The 20,993-nt window shown below is 69.2% G+C and carries 5 protein-coding genes and 1 pseudogene; 5 read left to right on the top strand and 1 reads right to left on the bottom strand.

The window, feature by feature from the left end:
- Positions 1-288: 288 nt before the first annotated feature.
- Positions 289-1,134, top strand: coding sequence for a class I SAM-dependent methyltransferase (locus tag ACFWUP_RS15270; protein ID WP_379234590.1), 846 nt, complete (start codon positions 289-291; stop codon positions 1,132-1,134).
- On the opposite strand, the gene ACFWUP_RS15265 is transcribed toward ACFWUP_RS15270, so the two are convergent.
- A complete protein-coding gene (locus ACFWUP_RS15265; RefSeq protein WP_379234588.1) occupies positions 1,045-4,197 on the bottom strand; it encodes an RND family transporter in 3,153 nt (1,050 codons plus the stop codon). The genes ACFWUP_RS15270 and ACFWUP_RS15265 overlap by 90 nt on opposite strands.
- A 189-nt stretch (positions 4,198-4,386) precedes the next feature.
- Between ACFWUP_RS15265 and ACFWUP_RS15260 the strand changes: the two genes are divergently transcribed.
- From ACFWUP_RS15260 to ACFWUP_RS15245, 4 genes and pseudogenes are all read left to right on the top strand, one after another.
- A complete protein-coding gene (locus ACFWUP_RS15260; protein WP_379234587.1) occupies positions 4,387-10,782 on the top strand; it encodes an SDR family NAD(P)-dependent oxidoreductase in 6,396 nt (2,131 codons plus the stop codon).
- The gene (locus tag ACFWUP_RS15255) at positions 10,779-11,552 is read left to right on the top strand and encodes an alpha/beta fold hydrolase (RefSeq protein WP_379234585.1); all 774 of its coding nucleotides are present in this window, start codon (positions 10,779-10,781) and stop codon (positions 11,550-11,552) included. Before ACFWUP_RS15260 ends, ACFWUP_RS15255 begins: the two co-directional genes overlap by 4 nt.
- Positions 11,553-12,674 (top strand): annotated as a pseudogene (locus ACFWUP_RS15250) (polyketide synthase); the annotation flags it as partial.
- Positions 12,651-20,981: an SDR family NAD(P)-dependent oxidoreductase gene (locus ACFWUP_RS15245; protein ID WP_379234604.1), complete on the top strand. Its 8,331-nt coding sequence runs from the start codon at positions 12,651-12,653 to the stop codon at positions 20,979-20,981. The pseudogene ACFWUP_RS15250 and the gene ACFWUP_RS15245, both read left to right, overlap by 24 nt.
- The last annotated feature ends 12 nt before the right edge of the window (positions 20,982-20,993 follow it).

Here is a 20,993-nt window from a genome sequence, read left to right as displayed (position 1 = left end):
CTGAACTCCCGGATCGCCGCCCGCGCCAAGGGTATTGGGTAGGCGCCAGAATGTCCCGAACGGAAACTTGAACTCGTGCGGCACGGCGGTCGCGCTCTGCCCGGCCGGTGCGACATGAGTATTCGCGCTGAAGACCGATGAGGTCCGGCCTCTCCATGAGCTGACTGGCGGTGACAGATCACGCTCGCGCCGGGCCGCCCATGTGAGCATGCCAGCTTTGCTCATCGCGCGCGGTGCGCAGGGCCGAGGTCTGGTCAATTGGTGGGCGGGGGTCACAGGAGAGGTGCCATGGCAGAGACCGAACCAGTTATCGCCAGTGTGGTCGATACCGCGCGGTGGACCGCGGTGTATCGGGCCAGGGAGTCCGAGCGGGCGGACGCGCTGTTCCACGACGTGCTCGCCGACCGGTTGGCCGGGGAGCGGGGGCGGGCGATCGCGGCCCAGACCGCGCGGCTGTTGAGCAGTGGGTGGCCGGTTGTGGCGCGTACCAAGCTGATCGACGATCTGGTGCTGGCGGCGGTCGAGAACGGTTGCGATCGGGTGCTCAGCATCGCCGCCGGCTTCGACACCAGGCCCTACCGGCTCGCGTTGCCGCCGGAGCTGGTCTGGGTCGAGGCGGAGTTGCCCGAGCTGCTCGAGGAGAAGGAGCGGCTCTTGGCCGACGAGCAGCCGCGCTGCGTGCTGCGGCGTAGCCGGGTCGACCTGTCGGATGCGCAGGCGCGCGCGGCGTTCCTCGACGAGGCGCTCGCGGGCGCGTCCAAGGCGCTGGTGGTGACGGAGAGTCTGGTGATGTACCTGGCGCCCGAGGATGTGCGACAGCTCGCCGATGACCTGCGCCGCCCGGAGATCACCGGATGGGTGGTCGATGTCGCGTCCAAGGCGGTGGCCCGGATGGTGGCGCGGGGGAGCCGTGACCTGTTGCGCAACGCTCCGTTCAAGTTCATGCCCGACAACGGGATCGGGTTCTTCGAGGATCACGGCTGGTCGGTCGCCGAGATCGAACCGGTGATGAAGGCGGCGAACCGTTTTCGCCGCCTTCCCCCGCTACTGCGACTGTATTCGCTTTTCCCGCAACCGAATTTGCGCAAGTCCGGTCGGTTGCCGTGGACTGCCGTCGCCCTGTTGCGACCGTGAGGCGCTGAACGGCCACCAGTTCCGTGGACCGAGCAGGGCTGCGATGGCGGGGACCACGATGGTCCGCACGATCATGGTGTCGATGATGAGACCGACGCCGATGGTGAAGCCGACCTGGGCGGTATTGCCGGTCGACGCGCTGGTGAGCGCGAGCATCGCGATCGCGAAAACGGCGCCGGCGGTGGTGATCACACCGCCGGTTGCCGTCACCGCGTGGATGATCGCCGAGCGCGGCGACCCCGCCAGACCCGACCGCGACTCGACCATGCGGTCCCGGATCCGTGAGGTCAGCAGAACGTTGTAGTCGGCGGCTACCGCTACGAGAATGATGAACGCCAGGGGCGGAACGGCCCAGTGCAGTGGTCGATCCAGCAGGTGCTGCCAGATGAGCACGCTCGTACCCAGGGCCGCTCCGAAGGACACGACAGCCGTGCCGACCACGTACAACGGGACGACGAGACTGCGCATCAGCGCGGCGATCACGAGCAGTGCGAGCAGGCTCGCGAGCACGACGATGGTGGTGAAATCGCGCAGTGCCATCTCCCGCAGATCACGGAATATCGGTGTGAGCCCGGTGGTTTCGAGCTGGGCGGTGTGCAGGTCGGTGCCGCGCACCGCGTGGCGGGCGGCATCGAGGACGGTTTGGGTGCGGTCCATCGCCTCGGTGCTGAAGGGGTCGCCGGTGTCGGTGACGATCACGCGGGCCATGCGGCCGTCGGGAGAGAGGAACAGCGACATGGCCGTCCGCAGGTCGGGTCGTGCCATGGCGGAGGCCGGAATGTAGAAGCCGCCGGTACCGCCCGCGGTGGTGTTGTCACGGAGTTCGTTGAGGTAGTCCGACGCGGTCCGCAGGCCTGTCAGCAGGGTGGACAGTTGCGAGGTCATCAGGGTGACGCCACCGTCGACCAGGTGGGAGCCGTCGGCGAGGCCGCCGGTGCCTGCCAGCAATTGATCGGTTCCGGCGTCGAGTCGGCGCAGACCGATGTCGAGTTGGCGTTGGGCGTCGAGCAGGGTGCTCGCGCCGCCGACGGCCCTGGTCAGTCCGCCGTCGAGCTGGGTCAGGCCGTCCGCGAGGCGTTGGCTGCCGGTTGTCAGGTCGGCGACCCCGGTCCTGAGCCGGTCAGCGGTACTCAGGGTCTGTCCGGGCGCGGTCGAATCGAGCAGGGCCAGCAGCGATTGCGCGGCGGCGCACAGGGGCTGGGTGGCGCAGTCCGGTGTCGCCGCGGTGTGCTGTCTCAGGGCGGCGAGATCGACCTGCGGGAAGTTCAGGAGCGGGCTGACCGCGTCCGATAGCTGGCGCGAGCCCGCGGCCAGCTGATCCGCGCCGGTGCGCAGCTGGTGGGTTCCCGCCTTGGCCATGGTGAGCCCGTCGTGGAGGGCAGCGGTGCCGGTCACCAGCTGTCCCGAGCCGTCGACGGCCTGTTTGATCCCGGTGCTGAGTTGTCCCGCGCCGGTGTGGAGTTCCCGCGCCCCGGCGGCGACGCGACCCGACCCGTCGGTGAGCTGGTCGAGTTGCGGCGCGGCGTCGGCGAGCGCGAGCACTCCGCCCGAGAGGCCGTCGGCGACCACGCCCGCCTGATGGCCGAGCGAACTCTCGGTGATGGTCGTGCCTAGCGGGCGGGTGATCGATTGCACCGAGGCCACGCCGGGGACCTTCGCGATGGCGGCCGAGACCGCTTCGAGCGTCGCGAGGTCGGCGGTGTTGCGCAGGTCGTGATCGGCTGTCACAGTGACATATCCGGGCAGCAGGACATTGCCGTCATAGTGCGCCGCGACCAGGTCGTAGCCCTGGTTGCTCTCGGTGCCCGACCGTTGCGCCGCGCGCTCGTCGTAGCTGAGCTGGATCGTCGGGACGGCCGCCACCAGCACGATCAGGGCACCGAGCGAATACGCGAGCGCGCGACGGGGTCGGCGCACGGTCACGACCGCGAGCCAGCGCCAGTACCGCGATCTCGGTGACCGTGCGCGGGGTTCGAGCATGCCGAACCGGATCGCTACGGCGATCAGGGCGGGCGACAGTGTCAGCGCGGCGGCAAGGGTGACGAGAACACCGATCGCACAGGGCAATCCGACGGTGCGGAACAAACCGATGCGGGTCACCGACAGCCCGGCGCAGGTGAGCGTGACGACCAGGCCCGAGGCCAGGATCACCGGGGCGATGCGCGGAAAACTCGTCGCCAGCGCGACCGCTGGTGCCGAGCCGGTGCGACGCGACTCGTGGTAGCGGCTGATGAGGAAGATGGCGTAATCGGTGCCCGCGCCCATGACGATCGCCGATAGCAGTGCGACGGAGAAGATCGAGATGGGCATCCCGTGTATTCCGAGGAAGGCTGTTGTCCCGTTGGCGACCGCCAGCGCCAATCCGATGGTCGTCAGCGGGACCGCGACCGCCGCCGGTGACCGGTAGACCGCGAACAGCACCAGCATGATGCACGCCACGGTGACCACGGTGACGAGTCCGAGCGAATCCTCGATGCCGGAGAACTCGTCGGAGATCGTCGCGGCCGGTCCGGTCGTGAGGACCCGCAGGTCCCGATCGCGCGCGAGGCCGTCGATCGTCGCGCGAACCGATCGCACCGAGGCGGTGGCGTCGGCTGTCCCGGCGTCGCCGACCACCCGGATCAAGACGTTGACCGTCGTCTTGTCCGCGCTCATGGCCACCGGTGCCGAGACCGGGTCGCTCCACAGGTCCTGGACGGACTGGACATGGGCGGTGTCGCGGCGCAGGGCGTCGACGAGGGTGGCGTAGTAGGCGCGATCGGCGTCTGTCAGGCCGCTCTCGCGGTGCAGCACGACATAGGCCGACCCCGACGACGTCGACTCGTGAAAGGTCACGCCCATGTTCTGTAGTGCTCGCACGGCGGGCGCGTCGCGGGGGATGAAATCCGCCGAATGCGACGAGGCGACCGTACTCACCTGGGGGACAGCGATATTGAGTATGCCGGCGACGGCGATCCAGATCCCGATGACCAGCAGTGGATGCTTGCCGACGGTCCTGCCGAGGGTCGTGATCAGGGTGGACAGAGCCTTCATCGAATCCTCGCCGATAGCAATTGTCGCCATTCACTGGCGGTGTGACAGTAAACGGTTCGGGCCGAGATCAGTTCGCGAACACGGCATTTCATGGTGCGCACCACCCGGACGGGTACCCCGGCTGTTATCCATCCACAAGTCGTGAATTCGCCGACGTCACAACATATTTCGGCCGCTACTCTTCGGAGGTCCACGGTTCACCGGGAGTGAGTAGGGCTCATGGTCGCGATCGCCATCGTTGGAATTGGGTGTCACTATCCCGGCGGGATAGTCGATTCGGCCAGTTACTGGGATTTCTTGGTACGCAAGGGAGACGCGGTTACCGAAATTCCGGATTCGCGCTGGGATACCGACAGATACTACGACGCGGACCCGGAGGCGCCGGGCCGGATGTACACCCGGCACGCCTCCTTCGTCGATGAACCGCTCGCGCGATTCGACTCCGACTTCTTCGGGATCTCCCGACGGGAGGCGGCGACGCTGGACCCACAGCAGCGGCGGTTGCTGCACGTGTCCTGGGAGGCGCTCGACGACGCGGGGATCGCCGGACGAGTGGGCGGTGCCTCGGTCGGCACCTTCATCGGCGGGTTCACCAACGACGCCGCCCTGGCGAGCGCGGGCGGCAACACCGTCGATCGCATCGACAACTTCTCGGCGTTCAGCACGTCACAGACGTTGTTGGCCAACCGGATCGCCTACACCCTCGACTTGCATGGACCGAGCATGACAGTGGACACCGCGTGCTCGAGCTCGCTCGTGGCCACCCACCTCGGCGTGCGGGCCATCGTCGGCGGAGAGTGTGACGTGGCCCTGGTCGGCGGCGCGAACGTGCTGTTCCGGCCGGAGACGTTCATCACCATGTGCAAGGGCCGATTCCTGTCCGTCGACGGTCGCTGCAAGTCCTTCGATGCCGCCGCCGACGGCTACGGCCGGGGTGAGGGCGTCGGCGTGGTCGTGCTGAAGAACCTGGAACATGCTGTGCGCGACCGGGATCGGATCTACGCGGTGATCCGGGGCAGTGGCGTGAACCAGGACGGGCGCACCCTGGCGATGCCGGTCCCCAACGCCGATTCGCAGTTCGCGCTGGCCCGTCGGGTGTGCGCGGAGGCGCAGATCGATCCGGCCCGGGTCGGTTACGTCGAGGCGCACGGCACCGGTACCGGTGTCGGTGATCCGCTCGAGGCGTCCGCGCTCGGGCGCGCGTACGGGATGGCCGAAGGGCGCACCCGGGCGCTGCGGATCGGTTCGGTGAAGAACAACTTCGGGCACACCGAGGCGGCCGCGGGCGTGGCCGGACTCATCAAGGCGGCGCTCACCGTCCGCGAGGGCAGGATCGCGCCACAGGCGTATTTGAACAACCCCAACCCCGAGATCGCCTTCGACGAACTGCGCTTGGCGGTGCCGCTGGAGGTCGAACAACTCGACGGAATTCACGCCGGTGTCAACAGTTTCGGCTACGGCGGCACCAACGCGCACGTCCTCGTCGAACGGGCTCCCGAACCGGCAGCCGAGCGCGAGGTCCGGGATTCGGTGCGGGTGTTCCCGGTCTCGGCCCGCAGTGAGGAATCGCTGCGTCGGCTCGCGCGGGGTTACGGCGATCTGCTGCGCGCGCCGGCCGGCGCGGTCGCACCGGAGTCGATGAGCGTCGACGCGACCGGCGGTGGCGGCACGGTCGACGTGGCGCGGGCCAAGGCGGCGGTGGTGGCGCGTCGAGCCAACCACCCGCTGCGGCGCGGCTTCGTCTACCGCGACAGCGATGACCTGGTCGCCCAGCTGGATTCGTTCGCCGCCGGGGACGGCAAGGTCGCGGATCGGGTGTTGGCCGAAGGTCTGCGTGACCCGGTCTTCGTGTTCAGCGGCATGGGTCCGCAGTGGTGGGGGATGGGCCGGGACCTGCTGGTCGGGTCGGGTCCGTTCGCCGAGCGGGCCCGTGAGATCGACGCCGAGTTCAAGGCACTGGCCGGTTGGTCGGTCCTGGACGAGCTGCTCGCCGACGAGGCCGACTCGCGGATCGCGCGCACCGACATCGCCCAACCCGCCAACTTCCTGATTCAGGCGTCGCTGGTCGATCACTTGGCGCAGTGGGGAATTCGCCCGGCGGCCGTCGTCGGTCACAGTGTCGGCGAGGTCTCCTCGGCCTATGTGAGCGGGGCGCTGTCGCTGCCCGACGCGGTCGCGGTGGTCTATCACCGGTCGCGGCTGCAGGCGCGGACCGCGGGCAGCGGTGGCATGCTGGCGGTGGGGTTGAGCGCGGAGGAGGCGACCCGGCGCTTCGCGCGCTTCGGCGGCGAGGTCTCGATCGCGGCGGTCAACAGTGCCGGCGCGGTGACTCTGGCCGGTCTGGAGGCGCCGCTCGAGGAGCTTCGCGCCGAGTTGACCGGCGAGGGCGTGTTCGCGCGGCGATTGCGCGTCGAGGTGCCCTATCACAGCCATCTCATGGAACCGATTCTCGACGAGTTGGCGGCGTCGCTGGCCGGGTTGACCCCGCACACCGCCACGGTGCCGGTGTATTCGACGGTAACCGGCGCGCGAATGGTCGGTAGCGAATTCGCCGACCCCGGTTACTGGTGTCGCAATGTGCGCGACACCGTACGGTTCGCCGACGCGATCGACTCCCTTGTCGACGAGCGGTTCCGGGTCTTCCTCGAGGTGGGTCCGCACCCGGTCGTCGTCGGCAACATACGGGAGGCGTTCATTCGACACGGCGTCACCGGCGCGGCCGTCGGCACGCTCAACCGCGACGAGTCCGCAGAGGCTGCGGCGCTCGGCGCGCTCGCCGACCTGTACCAGGCCGGCGCCGTCAACACCGCGGGTGACGTCGCACTGTACGAGAGCACCCCGGTCCCGCACCTGGACCTGCCGCCGTATCCATGGGTGGATCTGGAGCTGTGGGACGAGAGCCCGCGCGCGCAGCGCAGTCGACTCGGCGACCCGAACCGGTACGCTCTGCTCGGCGCCCGCACCGACTCGCTCGAATCGGAATGGGAACTCACCCTCGCCCCCGCCAACCTGCCGTGGCTGCGCGATCACGCGGTCGGCGGTGCGGTGCTCCTGCCCGGCGCGGGCTACATCGACGCCGCGCTCGCGGCCGCCCGCCAGCGCACCGGCCGCGACCAGGTCGGTGTCGACGCCCTCGCGTTCGTCGCGCCGCTGATCGTCGGCGAGCACGATGCGCCGGTGGTGCGGGTCGCGGTGGAGAACGCGGCCAGGCGCCTGTCGATCAAGTCCCGATCCGGCGGCGGGGAACTGTGGACCCAGCACGCCTTCGGCCGGCTGGTCGAAATGGACTCCGGTGCCAAGCGGCTGACGATCCCCGCCGCCCGACCCGACGACGTCATCTGCGAGCACGACGAGATCTACACCGCGATGGACGCGGTCGGGCTCACCTACGGGCCCGCGTTCCGCCGGATCAGTCGAGCCAGGATCAGCGACGGGCAGGTCTGTGTCGCAGAGTTGGACACCAAAGGTCTCGTCGCGGGCGGATTCGTCCCCGGCGCACCACATGTCGTGCATCCCGCCCTCACCGACGCGGCGCTGCAATGTGTCGCGGTGCTGCTCGCCGCCGGCACCAGCGCACCGGGTGCGCGTGCCGTTCCGCACGTTCCCGCCGGGGTGGACCGCGTGCGACTGTTCGGGCCGGTCCCGGACGAACTGCTCGCCGTCGTCTCGGTGGTGTCCACCTCGCCGCTGCGCGTCGACGCCTTCCTGACCGCCCCCGACGGCGCGGTCGCTCTCGCGCTCTACGGCGTCGAGTTCGCCCCGATCGGGGCCGTGCCCGATCCGCTCGACGATCTCGGCCGCGTGTTCTACGAGCGGCGCTGGGAGGACATCGGCGCGCTGCGGGCGAGCGAGACCGGCCGGATGCTCAACGTCGCGGTCACCCTCGGCTCGCCCGCCGACGACATCGTGGCGAGCGTGCTCGAGGGCGCGCTCGAACCGCTGCGGATCGCCTGGGACACCGACCCCGACGACCAGGCGAGCGCCGACGCGACAGCGGAGCAACTGACCGCGATCCTGGCCCGCGACGGTTACCTGCGCGTCGCACTGGCCGTCGGCCACGGCTTCGACCCGGCCGAACTCGCCTACCGCGTCGGGGCGTTCGCGCGCGTCGTCTTCGCCGCCGCCAACGCACGGCTCGACGCCGACTCGGTCGGCCTCGACGCGCGGGTGATCATCGTGACCAGAAACGGCGTCGTCGGGCCCGAGGACACCGTGCTCGACCCGGCGCACGCGGCGCTGGTCGGGTTGCGCAGGACCCTGGCCAACGAACTGCACCCCCTCGGGTGGTCGTCCATCGACACCGACGACACCGTGAGTGTCGCCGCCCTGGCCGACGAGATGACCCGGGGCGCGACCGCGGCGTCGGACGAGGTCCGGTTGCGTGGTGCGAGCCGATGGGCGGAACGTCTGTACCGGTCGGCGGCCGGGATCATCGAGAAGTGGGATGTCCCAGAACAATTGGACAGCCCGGATGCCGCCTACGAAGTGGTGGTGCCGAGGACGCGGCTGTTGCGGGACCTGGCGCTGCGCGCGTGCGAGCGGCGCGAACTCGGCCCTCGCGAGATCGAGGTCCGGGTCGAGACGATCGGGCTGAACTACAAGGATTCGCTCAAGGTCCTCGGGATCCTCACCGAGCGTCAGCTCGCCGGCACCTACTTCGGCACCGTCGCCGGTATGGAGGGCTACGGCATCGTCACCCGCGTCGGGTCGGCGGTCACCGAATTCGCGCCGGGCGAGGCGATGGTGGCGGCCGTCAGCGGCCTGCTGCGCCGCTACGCGACGATCGATCTCGAAGGGCCCGGCGCGTGGGCGCGGGCGCCGAGGGCGGAGCTGGGCGACGATCGCGAACTGGACCCACTGGCCATCGGCTCCGGCCTGCCCTACATCACCGCGTTCTACGCCCTGCGCAAGCTGGCCGATCTCGGCCCGGGCGACAGCGTGCTGATCCACGGCGCCGCGGGCGGAATGGGGTTGGCCGCGGTGCAGGTCGCCGCCGGGCTCGGCGCGACGGTCTTCGCCACGGCGAGTACCGCCGAACGGCGCGCCGTCGCGGCGCAGGCGGGTGCCACGCACACGCTCGATTCCCGCTCGTCGAGCTTCGTCGACGAGGTCCTGCGGCTCACCGAGGGACGCGGCGTCGACGTCGTCTACAACTCGATGCCTGGCGAGGTGATCAGCCAGAACTTCACCGTCGCAGCGGAATTCGGTCGGATCATCGAGATCGGCAAGGCCGACGTGTATTTCGGCGGCACCATCGACTTGCAGCCGTTCACGCGGAATCTGAGCTTCTTCGCCGTCGACATGGACCGCATGCTCGCCCACCAGCCCGACCGGTTCCGGCAGCTCATGCGCGAATGTGTCACCGCCCTGACCGGCGGCGGCGCCACCGCACTGCCCTTTGTGCGGTACCCGATCACCGAACTCTCCGATGCCTTCGAAACGGTGCTGCGTGGGTCGCACGTGGGACGCGTGGTGCTCGATCTGCGCACCGATGCCCCCGAGGTGTTGCCGCAGCGTCCACCCGCGCTGCCGGTTCGGCCCGACGCGACCTACCTGATCACCGGTGGGTTCGGGGCGTTCGGTCTGGCGACGGCACGGGCCTTGGTGCGGCGCGGGGCGACTCGGCTCGTGCTCGTCGGGCGGCGCGGCGTGCCCTCCGACGAGGTGCGCCGCGAACTCGCGGCGCTGTCCGCGCGCGGCGTCGAGGTCGTCTGCGAAGCCGCCGACATCAGCGATGTGGCACAGGTCCGGCACCTGATCGACGCGACCGCGTCGGCCGATCGTCCCCTGCGCGGTGTCTTCCACACCGCCGGGGTCGCCATCGACGAGCCGCTCGCCGACCTGCGTGGTGAGTCGATCAGCGCGGTTTTCGCACCCAAGCTCGGCGGGGCGCTGGCCCTCGACGCGGTGACCCGCGAACGCGGTCTTGACCTCGACGCGTTCGTCCTGTACTCCTCGATCAGCGCGGTCACCGGGACCGTTCCCCAGTCGGCCTACGTCGCTGCCAACGCCACGCTCGACGCGCTGGCCTCGGCACGGCGTGCGGCGGGACTGGCCGGGCTCTCGGTGAACTGGGGCGCGATGTCGGGCGGGGGCATGGCGGAGGCTTCGCTCGTGGTCGCCAAATACCTTGCCATGCTCGGGTTCTCACCCCTGGACATGGACCGAGGCGCCGAGCTGTTGTTCGACGTCGCCAGGTTCGACCAGCCCAATGTCATGCTCGTCGATGTCGACTGGTCGACCTGGCGCGGCAGTCAACGGGTGGCCGCCGCGAGCGGGCGATTCGAGGAGGTCGTCGACGAGGTCTCGGAGTCTCAGCAGGCCGCGGTGGCGCGCACGATGCTGCTCGGGCTCTCCCCGGAGGAACGGTTGGCGGCGGTGATCACGGTGATCGTCGAGCAGCTGGCCGAGGTCCTCGGCGCCGATCCGGAGACCATCGACACCAGGGGACCGATCGCCGATCTCGGGATCGATTCGGTGATGGGTGTCGAGTTCGGCGCGCGGGTGCAACGACAGCTGGATTCGCCGATGAGCCTGTTCCAGTTCACCGGCGATCTCACCATCGAGTCGATCGCCGCCCGGGTGGTCAAGACGTTGGACCAGGAGCAGGGATGAGCGCGCGAGAAGCCTTGGCCAAGTGGTGGTTTCCGATCGAGGACTATCGCGGGAAGCGGCCGTCGGTGTGGTTGCTCGGCGGGGCGGGCGTCGAGCAGGCGTGGACGGCCAATCCGCTCATTCCGCTGATCGGGAACTACGACTTCGCGGTGTGGCGGATGCCGGGCCGGGGTGTGCGCAAGGACGACCCCGAGCCGACGAGCATGCGCGCGGTGGGTCGCGAGCTGGCCGAGTCGATCGCCGCGATCGGCGCGGTCCGGCCGGTGGTCGCCGGGCTCAGCTCCGGTGGGTTGCTCGCGTTCATCGCGACCCAGGAGTTGGAGAAGCTCGGTGTCGAGGTGGGCCGGTTCATCCCGATCGTCAGCACCTGCCCCAATGAATGGCGGGTCGGCGCGGCGTACGCATGGATGACCGGCGGGCCGACCCGCTACGCGAAGCGGCGACTCGCGGCGGCGGACAAGGCAGGTAAGCTGCCACCCGAGCTCAGCGGCCCGAACCGGCAGGCGATGCTGCGCCCGTACATCGTCGACCTCACCACGGGTTTCCGGGCGTGGTCGCACACGACGATCACCACTCCGATCACCGACATCTCGGCCTCCGACGACGCCCGTTTGCGGATCACCCACGCGAAGCGGTGGCGGCGCTACACCCGGGGCGACTTCGATTCGATCATCACCACCGGCGGTCATCTCTTCTACCGCGACCACCCCGAGATCGTCTCGCGGGTGCTCGATCGGGAGTCCGATATCGCCTACAGCGGTGGTTTCTGAGTGGCCGGTCGGGCCGGGCGGGGACAGGGGAACGGGGGTGTGGTCACCGACGTAGCGATCATCGGCATGGCGTGCCGGTTTCCCGGTGCCGCGAACGTGGCCGAGTTCTGGGAGCTGCTGAGCAACGACGTCGAGGTTCCGACGACGAACGATCCGGTCCGGCCGACGGCGGCGGTACCCGGGCTGTCGGGGAAGTTCCTTCGCGATGTCGACCGGTTCGACGCCGACTTCTTCGGTATCGCGCCCAGGGAAGCCGCCGCCATGGACCCGCGCCAGCGCGTCGTCCTCGAGCTGGCCTGGGATCTCGTCGAGAGTTCCGGTATCGACGCGGCCGATCTCGGTGGCGAACGAGTCGGGGTGTTCCTGGGGGCCATGGGCGATGACTACGCGAACCTGGTGCGCGACAACGGTTCCCAGGCGTTCGATCGCCACTCCCATACCGGCACCAGTCGCGGGATCATCGCGAACCGTGTGTCGTACTTCCTTCGGCTGACCGGACCGAGCGTAACGGTGGACGGTGGCCAGGCCTCCTCGCTCATGGCGGTGCATCTGGCCTGCGCCAGCGTTGTGTCCGGCGAGTCCGAGATCGCTATCGCCGGTGGTGTCCAGCTCAATCTCGACGTCAGCGGCGAGGATATGGAGGCCCACTTCGGCGGGCTGTCCGAGCAGGGGCGATGCTTCACCTTCGATTCCCGCGCCGACGGGTACGTCCGCGGTGAGGGCGCCGGACTGGTGTTGCTCAAACGACTTTCGTCCGCGGTCGCAGACGGTGACGAGATCCTCGCTGTGATCCGCGGCAGTGCGGCCGGGCACTGTGGAACGGGTCGGGGCGGTATCGCGGTGCCCACGGTCGAGGGGCAGATCGATGTTGTGCGGCGGGCCTACGACAACGCGGGCATCGACCCTCGAGACGCGCGCTATGTGGAATTGCACGGCACCGGGACGCGGGTCGGTGATCCGGTCGAGGCCGCCGCGCTCGGGGCGGTCTTCGGCCCGCGATCGGGACAGAATCCGTTGCTCGTCGGCTCTGTCAAAACGAATATCGGACACCTGCTCGGTGCCGCCGGAATCGCCGGTGTGGTGAAAACCGTGCTGGCGATCAGGAATCGGACAATTCCTGCCAGCCTGAATTATCGACAACCACCGGCTGATCTCGATCTGGATTCCCTGGGCCTGCGCGTCTGTGACGTCTCGACCGAGTGGTCGGAGAACGCACCGAGGATTGCCGGAGTGAGCTCATTCGGCATGGGCGGCACCACATGTCATGTGGTGCTGTCCGATGCCGACGAATTCGCGGTGACGGCGAATCCGGACGCTGATTCGCCGCAATCCGGTTGGCCGGTGGTCCCGTGGGTGCTGTCGGCGAAAACCGATGCCGCGTTGACCGCGCAGGCCGGCGGGCTTCTCGCGTATCTGCGCGAACACCCGCACGACGAGCCCGCCGATGTCGGCCGCACCCTGGCCGGTCGGTCGGTATTCGACCATCGTGCGGTGATCGTCGGTGGTGATCGCGCCGCCCTGATGCGTGGGCTGGCCGGGTTGGTGGCGGGTGAGCCCGGTCGCACGGTGGCGCACGGGGTGGCCGGGGCCGGGGGCCGCACGGTTTTCGTGTTTCCCGGTCAGGGCTCGCAGTGGCTCGGTATGGGGGTGGCGCTGTTGGACACCTCGCCCGTCTTCGCCGAGCAGCTGCGGGCATGTGACGCGGCGCTGTCGGAGTTCGTGGACTGGTCGCTTCTCGACGTGCTGCGTGGCGAGGCCGATGCGCCCCGGCTCGACCGGGTCGACGTCGTCCAGCCCGCACTGTTCGCGGTGATGGTGTCGCTCGCGCGCCTGTGGCAGTCGCTCGGTGTGGTGCCCGATGCGGTGATCGGGCATTCGCAAGGCGAGATCGCGGCCGCGTATGTGGCCGGGGCGCTGTCGCTGCGCGACGCGACGCTGGTGGTCGCGCGGCGAAGTCAGTTGCTGGTCGCGGTGGCGGGGACCGGTGGGATGGTGGCGCTGGCGTGTGCGGTCGACAGAGCGCGTGAACTGGTCGCGGGCTGGGGCGAGGCGCTGGATATCGTCGCGGTGAACGGGCGGTCGTCGGTGGTGGTTTCGGGTGGGTCGAGTGCGCTGGCCGAGTTGTTCGCGCGCTGTGGCGAGGAGGGCGTCGGGGCGCGGCGGGTCGATATCGATTACGCGTCGCACACCCGGCAGGTCGAAGTGATTCGCGAGGATCTGCGCTCGGCGTTGGCGGGGATCACACCGCTCGCTTCGGAGATCGACTTCTTCTCGACGGTCACCGGAAAGCTCTGTGAGACAACAGAGTTGGACAATGGGTACTGGTATCGCAATACTCGCCGGACCGTCGAGTTCGAGAGTGCGGTGCGCGCGGCGTGTGAGCGCGGGTATCGGGTGTTCGTGGAGTCGAGTCCGCATCCGGTGCTGGTCGCGGGGATCGAGGACACTGGTTCCAGGTTCGTAGGGGAGGGCGTACCGGTCGTTGTCGCCTCGCTCGGGCGCGGCGACGGGGGGCTCGATCGGTTCCTGATCTCGGCCGCGCAGGGGTTTGCGCGTGGGGTGCCCGTCGGGTGGCGTGCGATGTTCGATGCGACCGGTGTGCGACGGATTCCCTTGCCCACATACGCATTTCAGCGACGTCGGTTCTGGCTGGCACCGGGGCGGCTCGAGATCGCCGAGACTGTGTCGGCGAGTGCGGCGGCCGAGGCCGGGTCGGCGGGTGCGGCTGCGGGTTTCGATGCCGGCGACACCGTTGCGGCGCCGAAATCGGCACTGGCACAGCGGTTGCGCGGACTGTCGGAAGCCGACCGGCGCGACCTCGTGTCGACGCTGGTCCGGTCCCACGTCGCCGTGGTGCTGGGCCACACCGGACCCGACGACATCGATCCCGCGACGACCTTCAGCGCCATGGGATTCGACTCCATGGCTGTAGTCGACCTCCGCCACCGACTCGCCTCCGCCACCGGGTTGGCGCTGACGGCGACCCTCGCCTTCGACTACCCGACCCCGACCGCGCTCGCCGACTTTCTCTACACCGAGATGGCCGACGTGCGCGAACTCCCGCAGCCAGGATCGCCCGCGCGCTCAACGGTCGACGAGCCGATCGCGATCGTGGGGATGGGGTGCCGCTATCCCGGTGCGGTGAACTCACCGGATGACCTGTGGGAGTTGGTGGTTCGAGGCGGTGACGCCGTGTCGGGGTTCCCGGACGATCGAGGCTGGGATCTCCCCGCGCTGTTCGACCCAGACCCCGAAGCGCCCGGCAAGACCTACACGCGCAATGGTGGCTTCGTCACCGACGCGACAGCATTCGACGCGTCCTTCTTCGGCATCAGCCCACGCGAGGCGACCGTCATGGACCCACAGCAGCGGCTCCTGCTCGAGGTGTCCTGGGAGGCGCTGGAACACGCCGGAATCGACCCGAACACCCTGCGCGGAACCCGGACCGGCGTCTTCACCGGCCTGTTCGAACAGCGCTACGGTGTCCGTGCCGCCGCTGCCGACACCGAGGACTACTCGAGCACCGGCCAGACCGCGAGCGTCGCCTCCGGCCGGGTCGCCTACGTGCTCGGCCTCGAAGGACCCGCGCTATCGGTGGACACGGCGTGCTCGTCGTCGCTGGTCGCGCTGCATTCGGCGGTGCAGTCGCTGCGCCTGGGCGAATGCGACCTGGCCCTGGCGGGTGGTGTCACCATCATGGCCACCCCGCGGATCTACACCGAGTTCAGCCGCCAGCGCGGATTGGCTGTCGACGGCCGGTGCAAATCGTTCGCGGCGGCCGCCGATGGGACCGGGTTCGCCGAGGGCGTCGGTGTGGTGGTGGTCGAGCGGTTGTCGGATGCGCGGCGGCTCGGGCACGAGGTGCTGGCGGTGGTGCGGGGGTCGGCGGTGAATCAGGATGGTGCGTCGAACGGGTTGACGGCGCCGAACGGTCCGTCGCAGCAGAGGGTGATCCGGGCGGCGTTGGCCGATGCGGGGTTGGGGGCCTCGGATGTCGACGCGGTGGAGGCGCACGGCACAGGCACCCGGTTGGGCGATCCCATCGAGGCGCAGGCGTTGTTGGCGACCTATGGGCACGACCGGTCCGAGGACCGTCCGCTGTGGTTGGGATCGGTGAAATCCAACATCGGCCACACACAGGCCGCGGCCGGGATGGCCGGGGTGATCAAGATGGTCGAGGCGATGCGGCACGGGGTCTTGCCCGCGACCCTGCACGTGGATTCGCCCAGCCCGCAGGTGGATTGGTCGTCGGGCGGGGTCGAGTTGCTGACCCAGGCGCGGTCATGGCCGGAACGTGGATTGCGCCGTGCCGGGGTCTCCTCGTTCGGGATCAGCGGGACCAACGCGCACGTGATCTTGGAACAGGCATCGGGTGAGCAAGCACGCGAGACCGCTGCGACAGAGGGCGCCGGTATTGCGGCACGAGGTGGTCGGGCCGTGGACGGTGTCGCCGGTGCTGCGGCGGACAGCGGTGCGCGCGTTGTGCCGTGGGTGTTGTCGGGCAGGACCACCGAAGCCCTCGGCGCGCAAGCGGAACGGCTGCTCGACCATGTGCGACGCCACCCTGAACTGAGTGCGTCCGATGTCGGTGTCGCGCTGACCGGTCGGTCGCGTTTCGAACACCGGGCCGTGGTGGTCGGCGCCGACCGTGAGCAGATGCTGCGCGGCTTGGACGGACTGGTAGTCGGTGACCCCGACCGCAATGTCGTCCACGGCAGGGTCGAAGCCTCGGCCAAGACGGTCTTCGTGTTCCCCGGCCAAGGGTCCCAGTGGCTCGGCATGGGGGTGGCGCTGCTCGAGACCTCGCCGGTGTTCGCCGAGCGGATTCGTGAGTGCGAGGCGGCGCTGGCGGAGTTCGTCGACTGGTCACTCGTCGAGGTTCTGCGCGGGGCGGGGGACGTTCCCGGACTCGACCGGGTCGATGTGGTTCAGCCGGTGTTGTTCGCGGTGATGGTGTCCCTCGCGGGCCTGTGGAAGTCCCTCGGGGTCGAGCCGAACGCGGTGATCGGGCATTCGCAGGGCGAGATCGCCGCCGCGTATGTGGCGGGTGCGCTGTCGCTGCGTGATGCCGCGCGTGTTGTCGCGGTGCGCAGTCGGCTGCTCGTCGCACTGTCCGGTGGGGGTGGGATGGTGTCGCTCGCGTGCGGGGCCGACGTGGCCCGTGCGCTCATCGCGGCGTGGGGTGATGCGTTGAGTATCGCCGCCGTCAATGGTCCGGCGGCAGTGGTGATCTCGGGTACGCCCACCGCGCTGGCGGGGCTGCTCGACCACTGCGGCGACCGTGACATCCGCGCACGCCGCGTCGACGTCGACTACGCCTCGCATTCGAGCCAGGTCGAGACGATTCGCGACGGGCTCGCCGCCGCACTGTCAGACATCACCCCGCGCACGTCGGCGATCACCTTCTTCTCCACCGTCACCGGAACAACCTGTGACACAGCAGGGTTGGACGCCGACTACTGGTACCGAAATATTCGACAGACCGTCGAGTTCGAGACCGCCGTGCGCGCGGCCCACGCACAGGGCTACCGGGCCTTCATCGAATCCGGCCCCCACCCGGTTCTCCTCGCGGGCATCGAGGACACCCTCGGCTCGGCGACCGACGGCGGGAGGGCCGTCGCCATCGCGTCACTTGGCCGCGGCGACGGCGGGCTCGACCGATTCCTGCTCTCCGCCGCGACGGCGGACCTCGGGGGAGTGGACGTGGCGTGGCAGCGCCTGTTCGCTGATTCCGGGTCTCGCCGAATCCCCTTGCCCACCTACGCGTTTCAACGTCGCCGATACTGGCTCTCGGACGATACGGCCGGTGACGCGAACCACTTGGGGATCGACGCCACCGGTCACGCCCTCCTCGGCGCGGTGGTCGAACAACCGGAGTCCGGCGGTGTCGTACTGACCGGACGGCTCGCGCTGACCGCACAGCCGTGGCTGGCCGATCACGCGGTGGCGGGCGTGGTGCTGTTCCCCGGATCCGGGTTCGTCGAACTGGCCGTGCGCGCCGGCGACCAGGTCGGTGTCGGAGTGGTCGAGGAACTGATTCTGCGGGCCCCGCTGGCGCTGTCCGCCGAGCACCCGGTTCGCGTGCACGTCATCGTCGGCGCCCTACGAACCGGACCGCGGCGAACGGTGTCGGTGTACTCGCGCCCCCGCGAGAATGCTCCCTGGACCCTGCACGCCGAGGGTGCCCTCGTCGCCGACGACCCGGCCGGAACGCGCGACTGCGACCTCACGGTGTGGCCGCCGGTGGGCGCCGTCCCCGTCGATATCACCGACGCCTACGCGCGGTTGGCCCAGCGCGGATACGAGTACGGTCGCGGGTTCCAGGGCTTGCGGGCGATGTGGCGGCGCGGCACCGAACAGTTCGCCGAGGTCGCCGTCCCCCCCGACACCGGCGTCGACGTGACCGGCTTCGGAATACACCCGATGGTGCTCGACGCGGCCCTGCACGCCGCCGTCCTGAGCACCGACACCGACGGCATCCTCCTCCCGTTCGCCTGGGCGGGCGTGTCACTGCACGCGTCGGACGCGCGTGTCGTTCGGGTACGGATCGCCCCGGTGGAGTCGGGTACGGTATCGCTGGAACTGGCTGACTCCTCGGGCCTGAGGGTGCTGTCGGCGCGGTCGGTGGCCCTGCGACCGGTGACCGTCGAACAACTGCACGCGGCGGCGAGTGGTGCCGACGCGGACAACCTGTTCGAGATGGTGTGGTCACCCGCACCGTCACTCGGCGAACCCGCCGCGCCGGTATCGACGGCCAGGTGGGAGGAGTTCGCCGAGCGAGTAAGCGGCCTGACCGACATCGCGGTCGTCCTGGACATCCGGGCACCCGAGAGTGCGGCCCTGACCGCCGTCTACGACACCGTCCACCGTGTGCTGGCGGTCGTGAAACAGTTTCTGGTACAAGATGATTCGAGCGCACTCATCGTTGTCACCCACGGCGCGGTCGCGCTGCCGGGCGCCGATGTCAGCGACGTCGCCGCGAGCGCGGTGTGGGGCCTGATCCGCTCGGCCCAGACCGAGAACCCTGGCCGAATGGTACTGGTGGACACCGACGCCGAGGTCGACGCCGCCGAAATCCTGGCGCTCGGCGAACCCCAGGTCCTGATCCGCGACGGCATCACCCACATCGCTCGACTCGCCCCGGCCACCATCGACGAGACCCTGACACCCCCGCCGGGCGGCTCCTGGCGACTCGGCATCACGGCGAAGGGCTCCCTCGACAACCTCACCCTGGAAGAATTCCCGCAGGCGGACGCGCCGCTCGCTGCTGGACAGGTCCGCATCGCGGTGCGGGCGACCGGCGTGAACTTCCGCGACGTCCTCATCGCCTTGGACATGTACCCCGATCCCGAGGTGATACTCGGTGCCGAGGGCGCCGGGGTGATCACCGAGGTCGGCCCCGAGGTGACCGGCCTGTGCGTCGGTGCCCGGGTCATGGGCGTGCTGATCGGCAGTGGACCACGCGTCGTCACCGATCACCGCCTCATCGCCCCCATCCCGGCCGGGTGGTCGTTCGCGCAGGCCGCGGGCATATCGGTGGCGTTCCTCACCGCCTACTACGCCTTGGCCGACCTCGCCCGAGTACAGGCGGGCGAATCGGTGCTCATCCATGCCGCTACCGGCGGTGTCGGAACGGCCGCCGTCCAGCTGGCCCGCCACTGGGGACTCGAGGTGTTCGCCACCGCAAGCCCCGGCAAGTGGGACACGTTGCGCGCCATGGGGTTCGACGCCGACCACCTCGCGAATTCCCGAGACCTCGAATTCGAGCAGCGATTCCTGGCGAGCACCGGCGGACACGGTGTCGACGTGGTGCTGGATTCGCTGGCCGGTGAATTCGTCGACGCGTCGCTGCGACTGTTGGCACCGGGCGGTCGATTCCTGGAAATGGGAAAGACCGATATCCGGGACGCGGACACGGTCGCGAGGAATCATCGCGGGGCGCGGTATCACGCCTTCGATCTGTTGACGGTCGACCCCGAACGAATCCACCACATCCTCACCGACCTGGTGACGCTGTTCGAGGCAGGGGTCCTGCACCCGATTCCGTTGACACCGTTCGACATTCGCCGGGCACCGGCGGCCTACCGATTCCTCGGCCAGGCCCGACACACCGGCAAGCTCGTGCTCACGATGCCCGCCTCGTTCGCGACCGGCACGGTCTTGATCTCCGGCGGCACCGGGATGGCCGGTGCGGTACTGGCCGATCACGTGGTCACCGAGCACGGTGCCCGAGATCTACTGCTGATCAGCCGACGCGGCCCGGACGCCGACGGCGCATCCGAACTCGTGTCGCGGTTGACCGAGCTCGGTGCGCGGGTGCGCGTCGCGGCGTGCGATGTCGCCGACCGGAACGCGCTGGCGGCATTGCTGGCCGAGATCCCCGCCGAGGCGCCCCTGTCCGCGGTGATCCACGCGGCCGGTGTACTCGACGACGGGGTGGTCGAGTCGCTGAGTACCGAACGCGTCGACCGGGTACTGCGGGCGAAAGTCGACGGCGCCTGGCATCTGCACGAACTGACCCGCGAGCTGAATGTGGCCGCGTTCGTGTTGTTCTCGTCGGTGGCAGGCGTGGTCGGCATGCCCGGACAGGCCAATTACGCGGCGGCGAACGCCTTCCTCGACGGTCTCGCCACGCATCGGCGGGCGCACGGCCTCGCCGGGATATCGATGGCATGGGGGCTGTGGGCGCAGGCAGGCGGCATGACCGGGCAACTGCGCGAGCAGGACCTGGCCCGGCTGAGCCGGGGCGGCCTGGTCGCACTGTCCACGCGGGAAGCGGTCACCTTGTTCGACACCGCGTTACGCGAGGACCGCCCCTGCCCGATCCCCGCACGCTTCGAGTCGGCGGGGGGCGGGCAGCGCGCGCCGTTGTTCGCCGACCTCGACCGGAGCACGACGCGGCGCTCGGTCGCGGCGAGTGCGGTGACCTCGATATCGGAACTGGCACAACGATTGTCCGCAATGGCCCCCGAACAGCAACGCGCGACACTGCTCGAGCTGGTGCGCGCCCACGCCGCCGTGGTCCTGGGTTTCGCGGGCCCCGGCGACGTCGACCCCGACGCCGCGTTTCGTGACGTCGGATTCGATTCGCTGTCCGCGGTCGAATTGCGCAATCGGCTGAAATCGGCGACGGGTCGCACCTTGTCGGCCACGCTCGTCTTCGACTATCCGACTCCGGCGAGCCTCGCCGGATTCCTGCACCGGGAGTTCGCGACACCGACCGCGACAACCGACCCCGAGGCCGAGATCCACCGGCTCATCGACGCCATTCCTGTCGACAGGCTCCGCCGCTCAGGAGTTCTCGACACCCTGCTGCGACTCGCGAATTCCGACGACAACCCGGATTCGCCGAGTCACGAAGACGACCTCATGGCTATGAGCCTGGATGACCTGCTCGCGGTCGCCCTCGGTGATCAAGACGACGCATAACCTCTGGAGACC

Origin of the sequence: Nocardia sp. NPDC058658, assembly GCF_042716665.1 — a bacterium.
Lineage (GTDB): Bacteria > Actinomycetota > Actinomycetes > Mycobacteriales > Mycobacteriaceae > Nocardia.
This window is presented reverse-complemented; position numbering and strand designations above follow the sequence as displayed.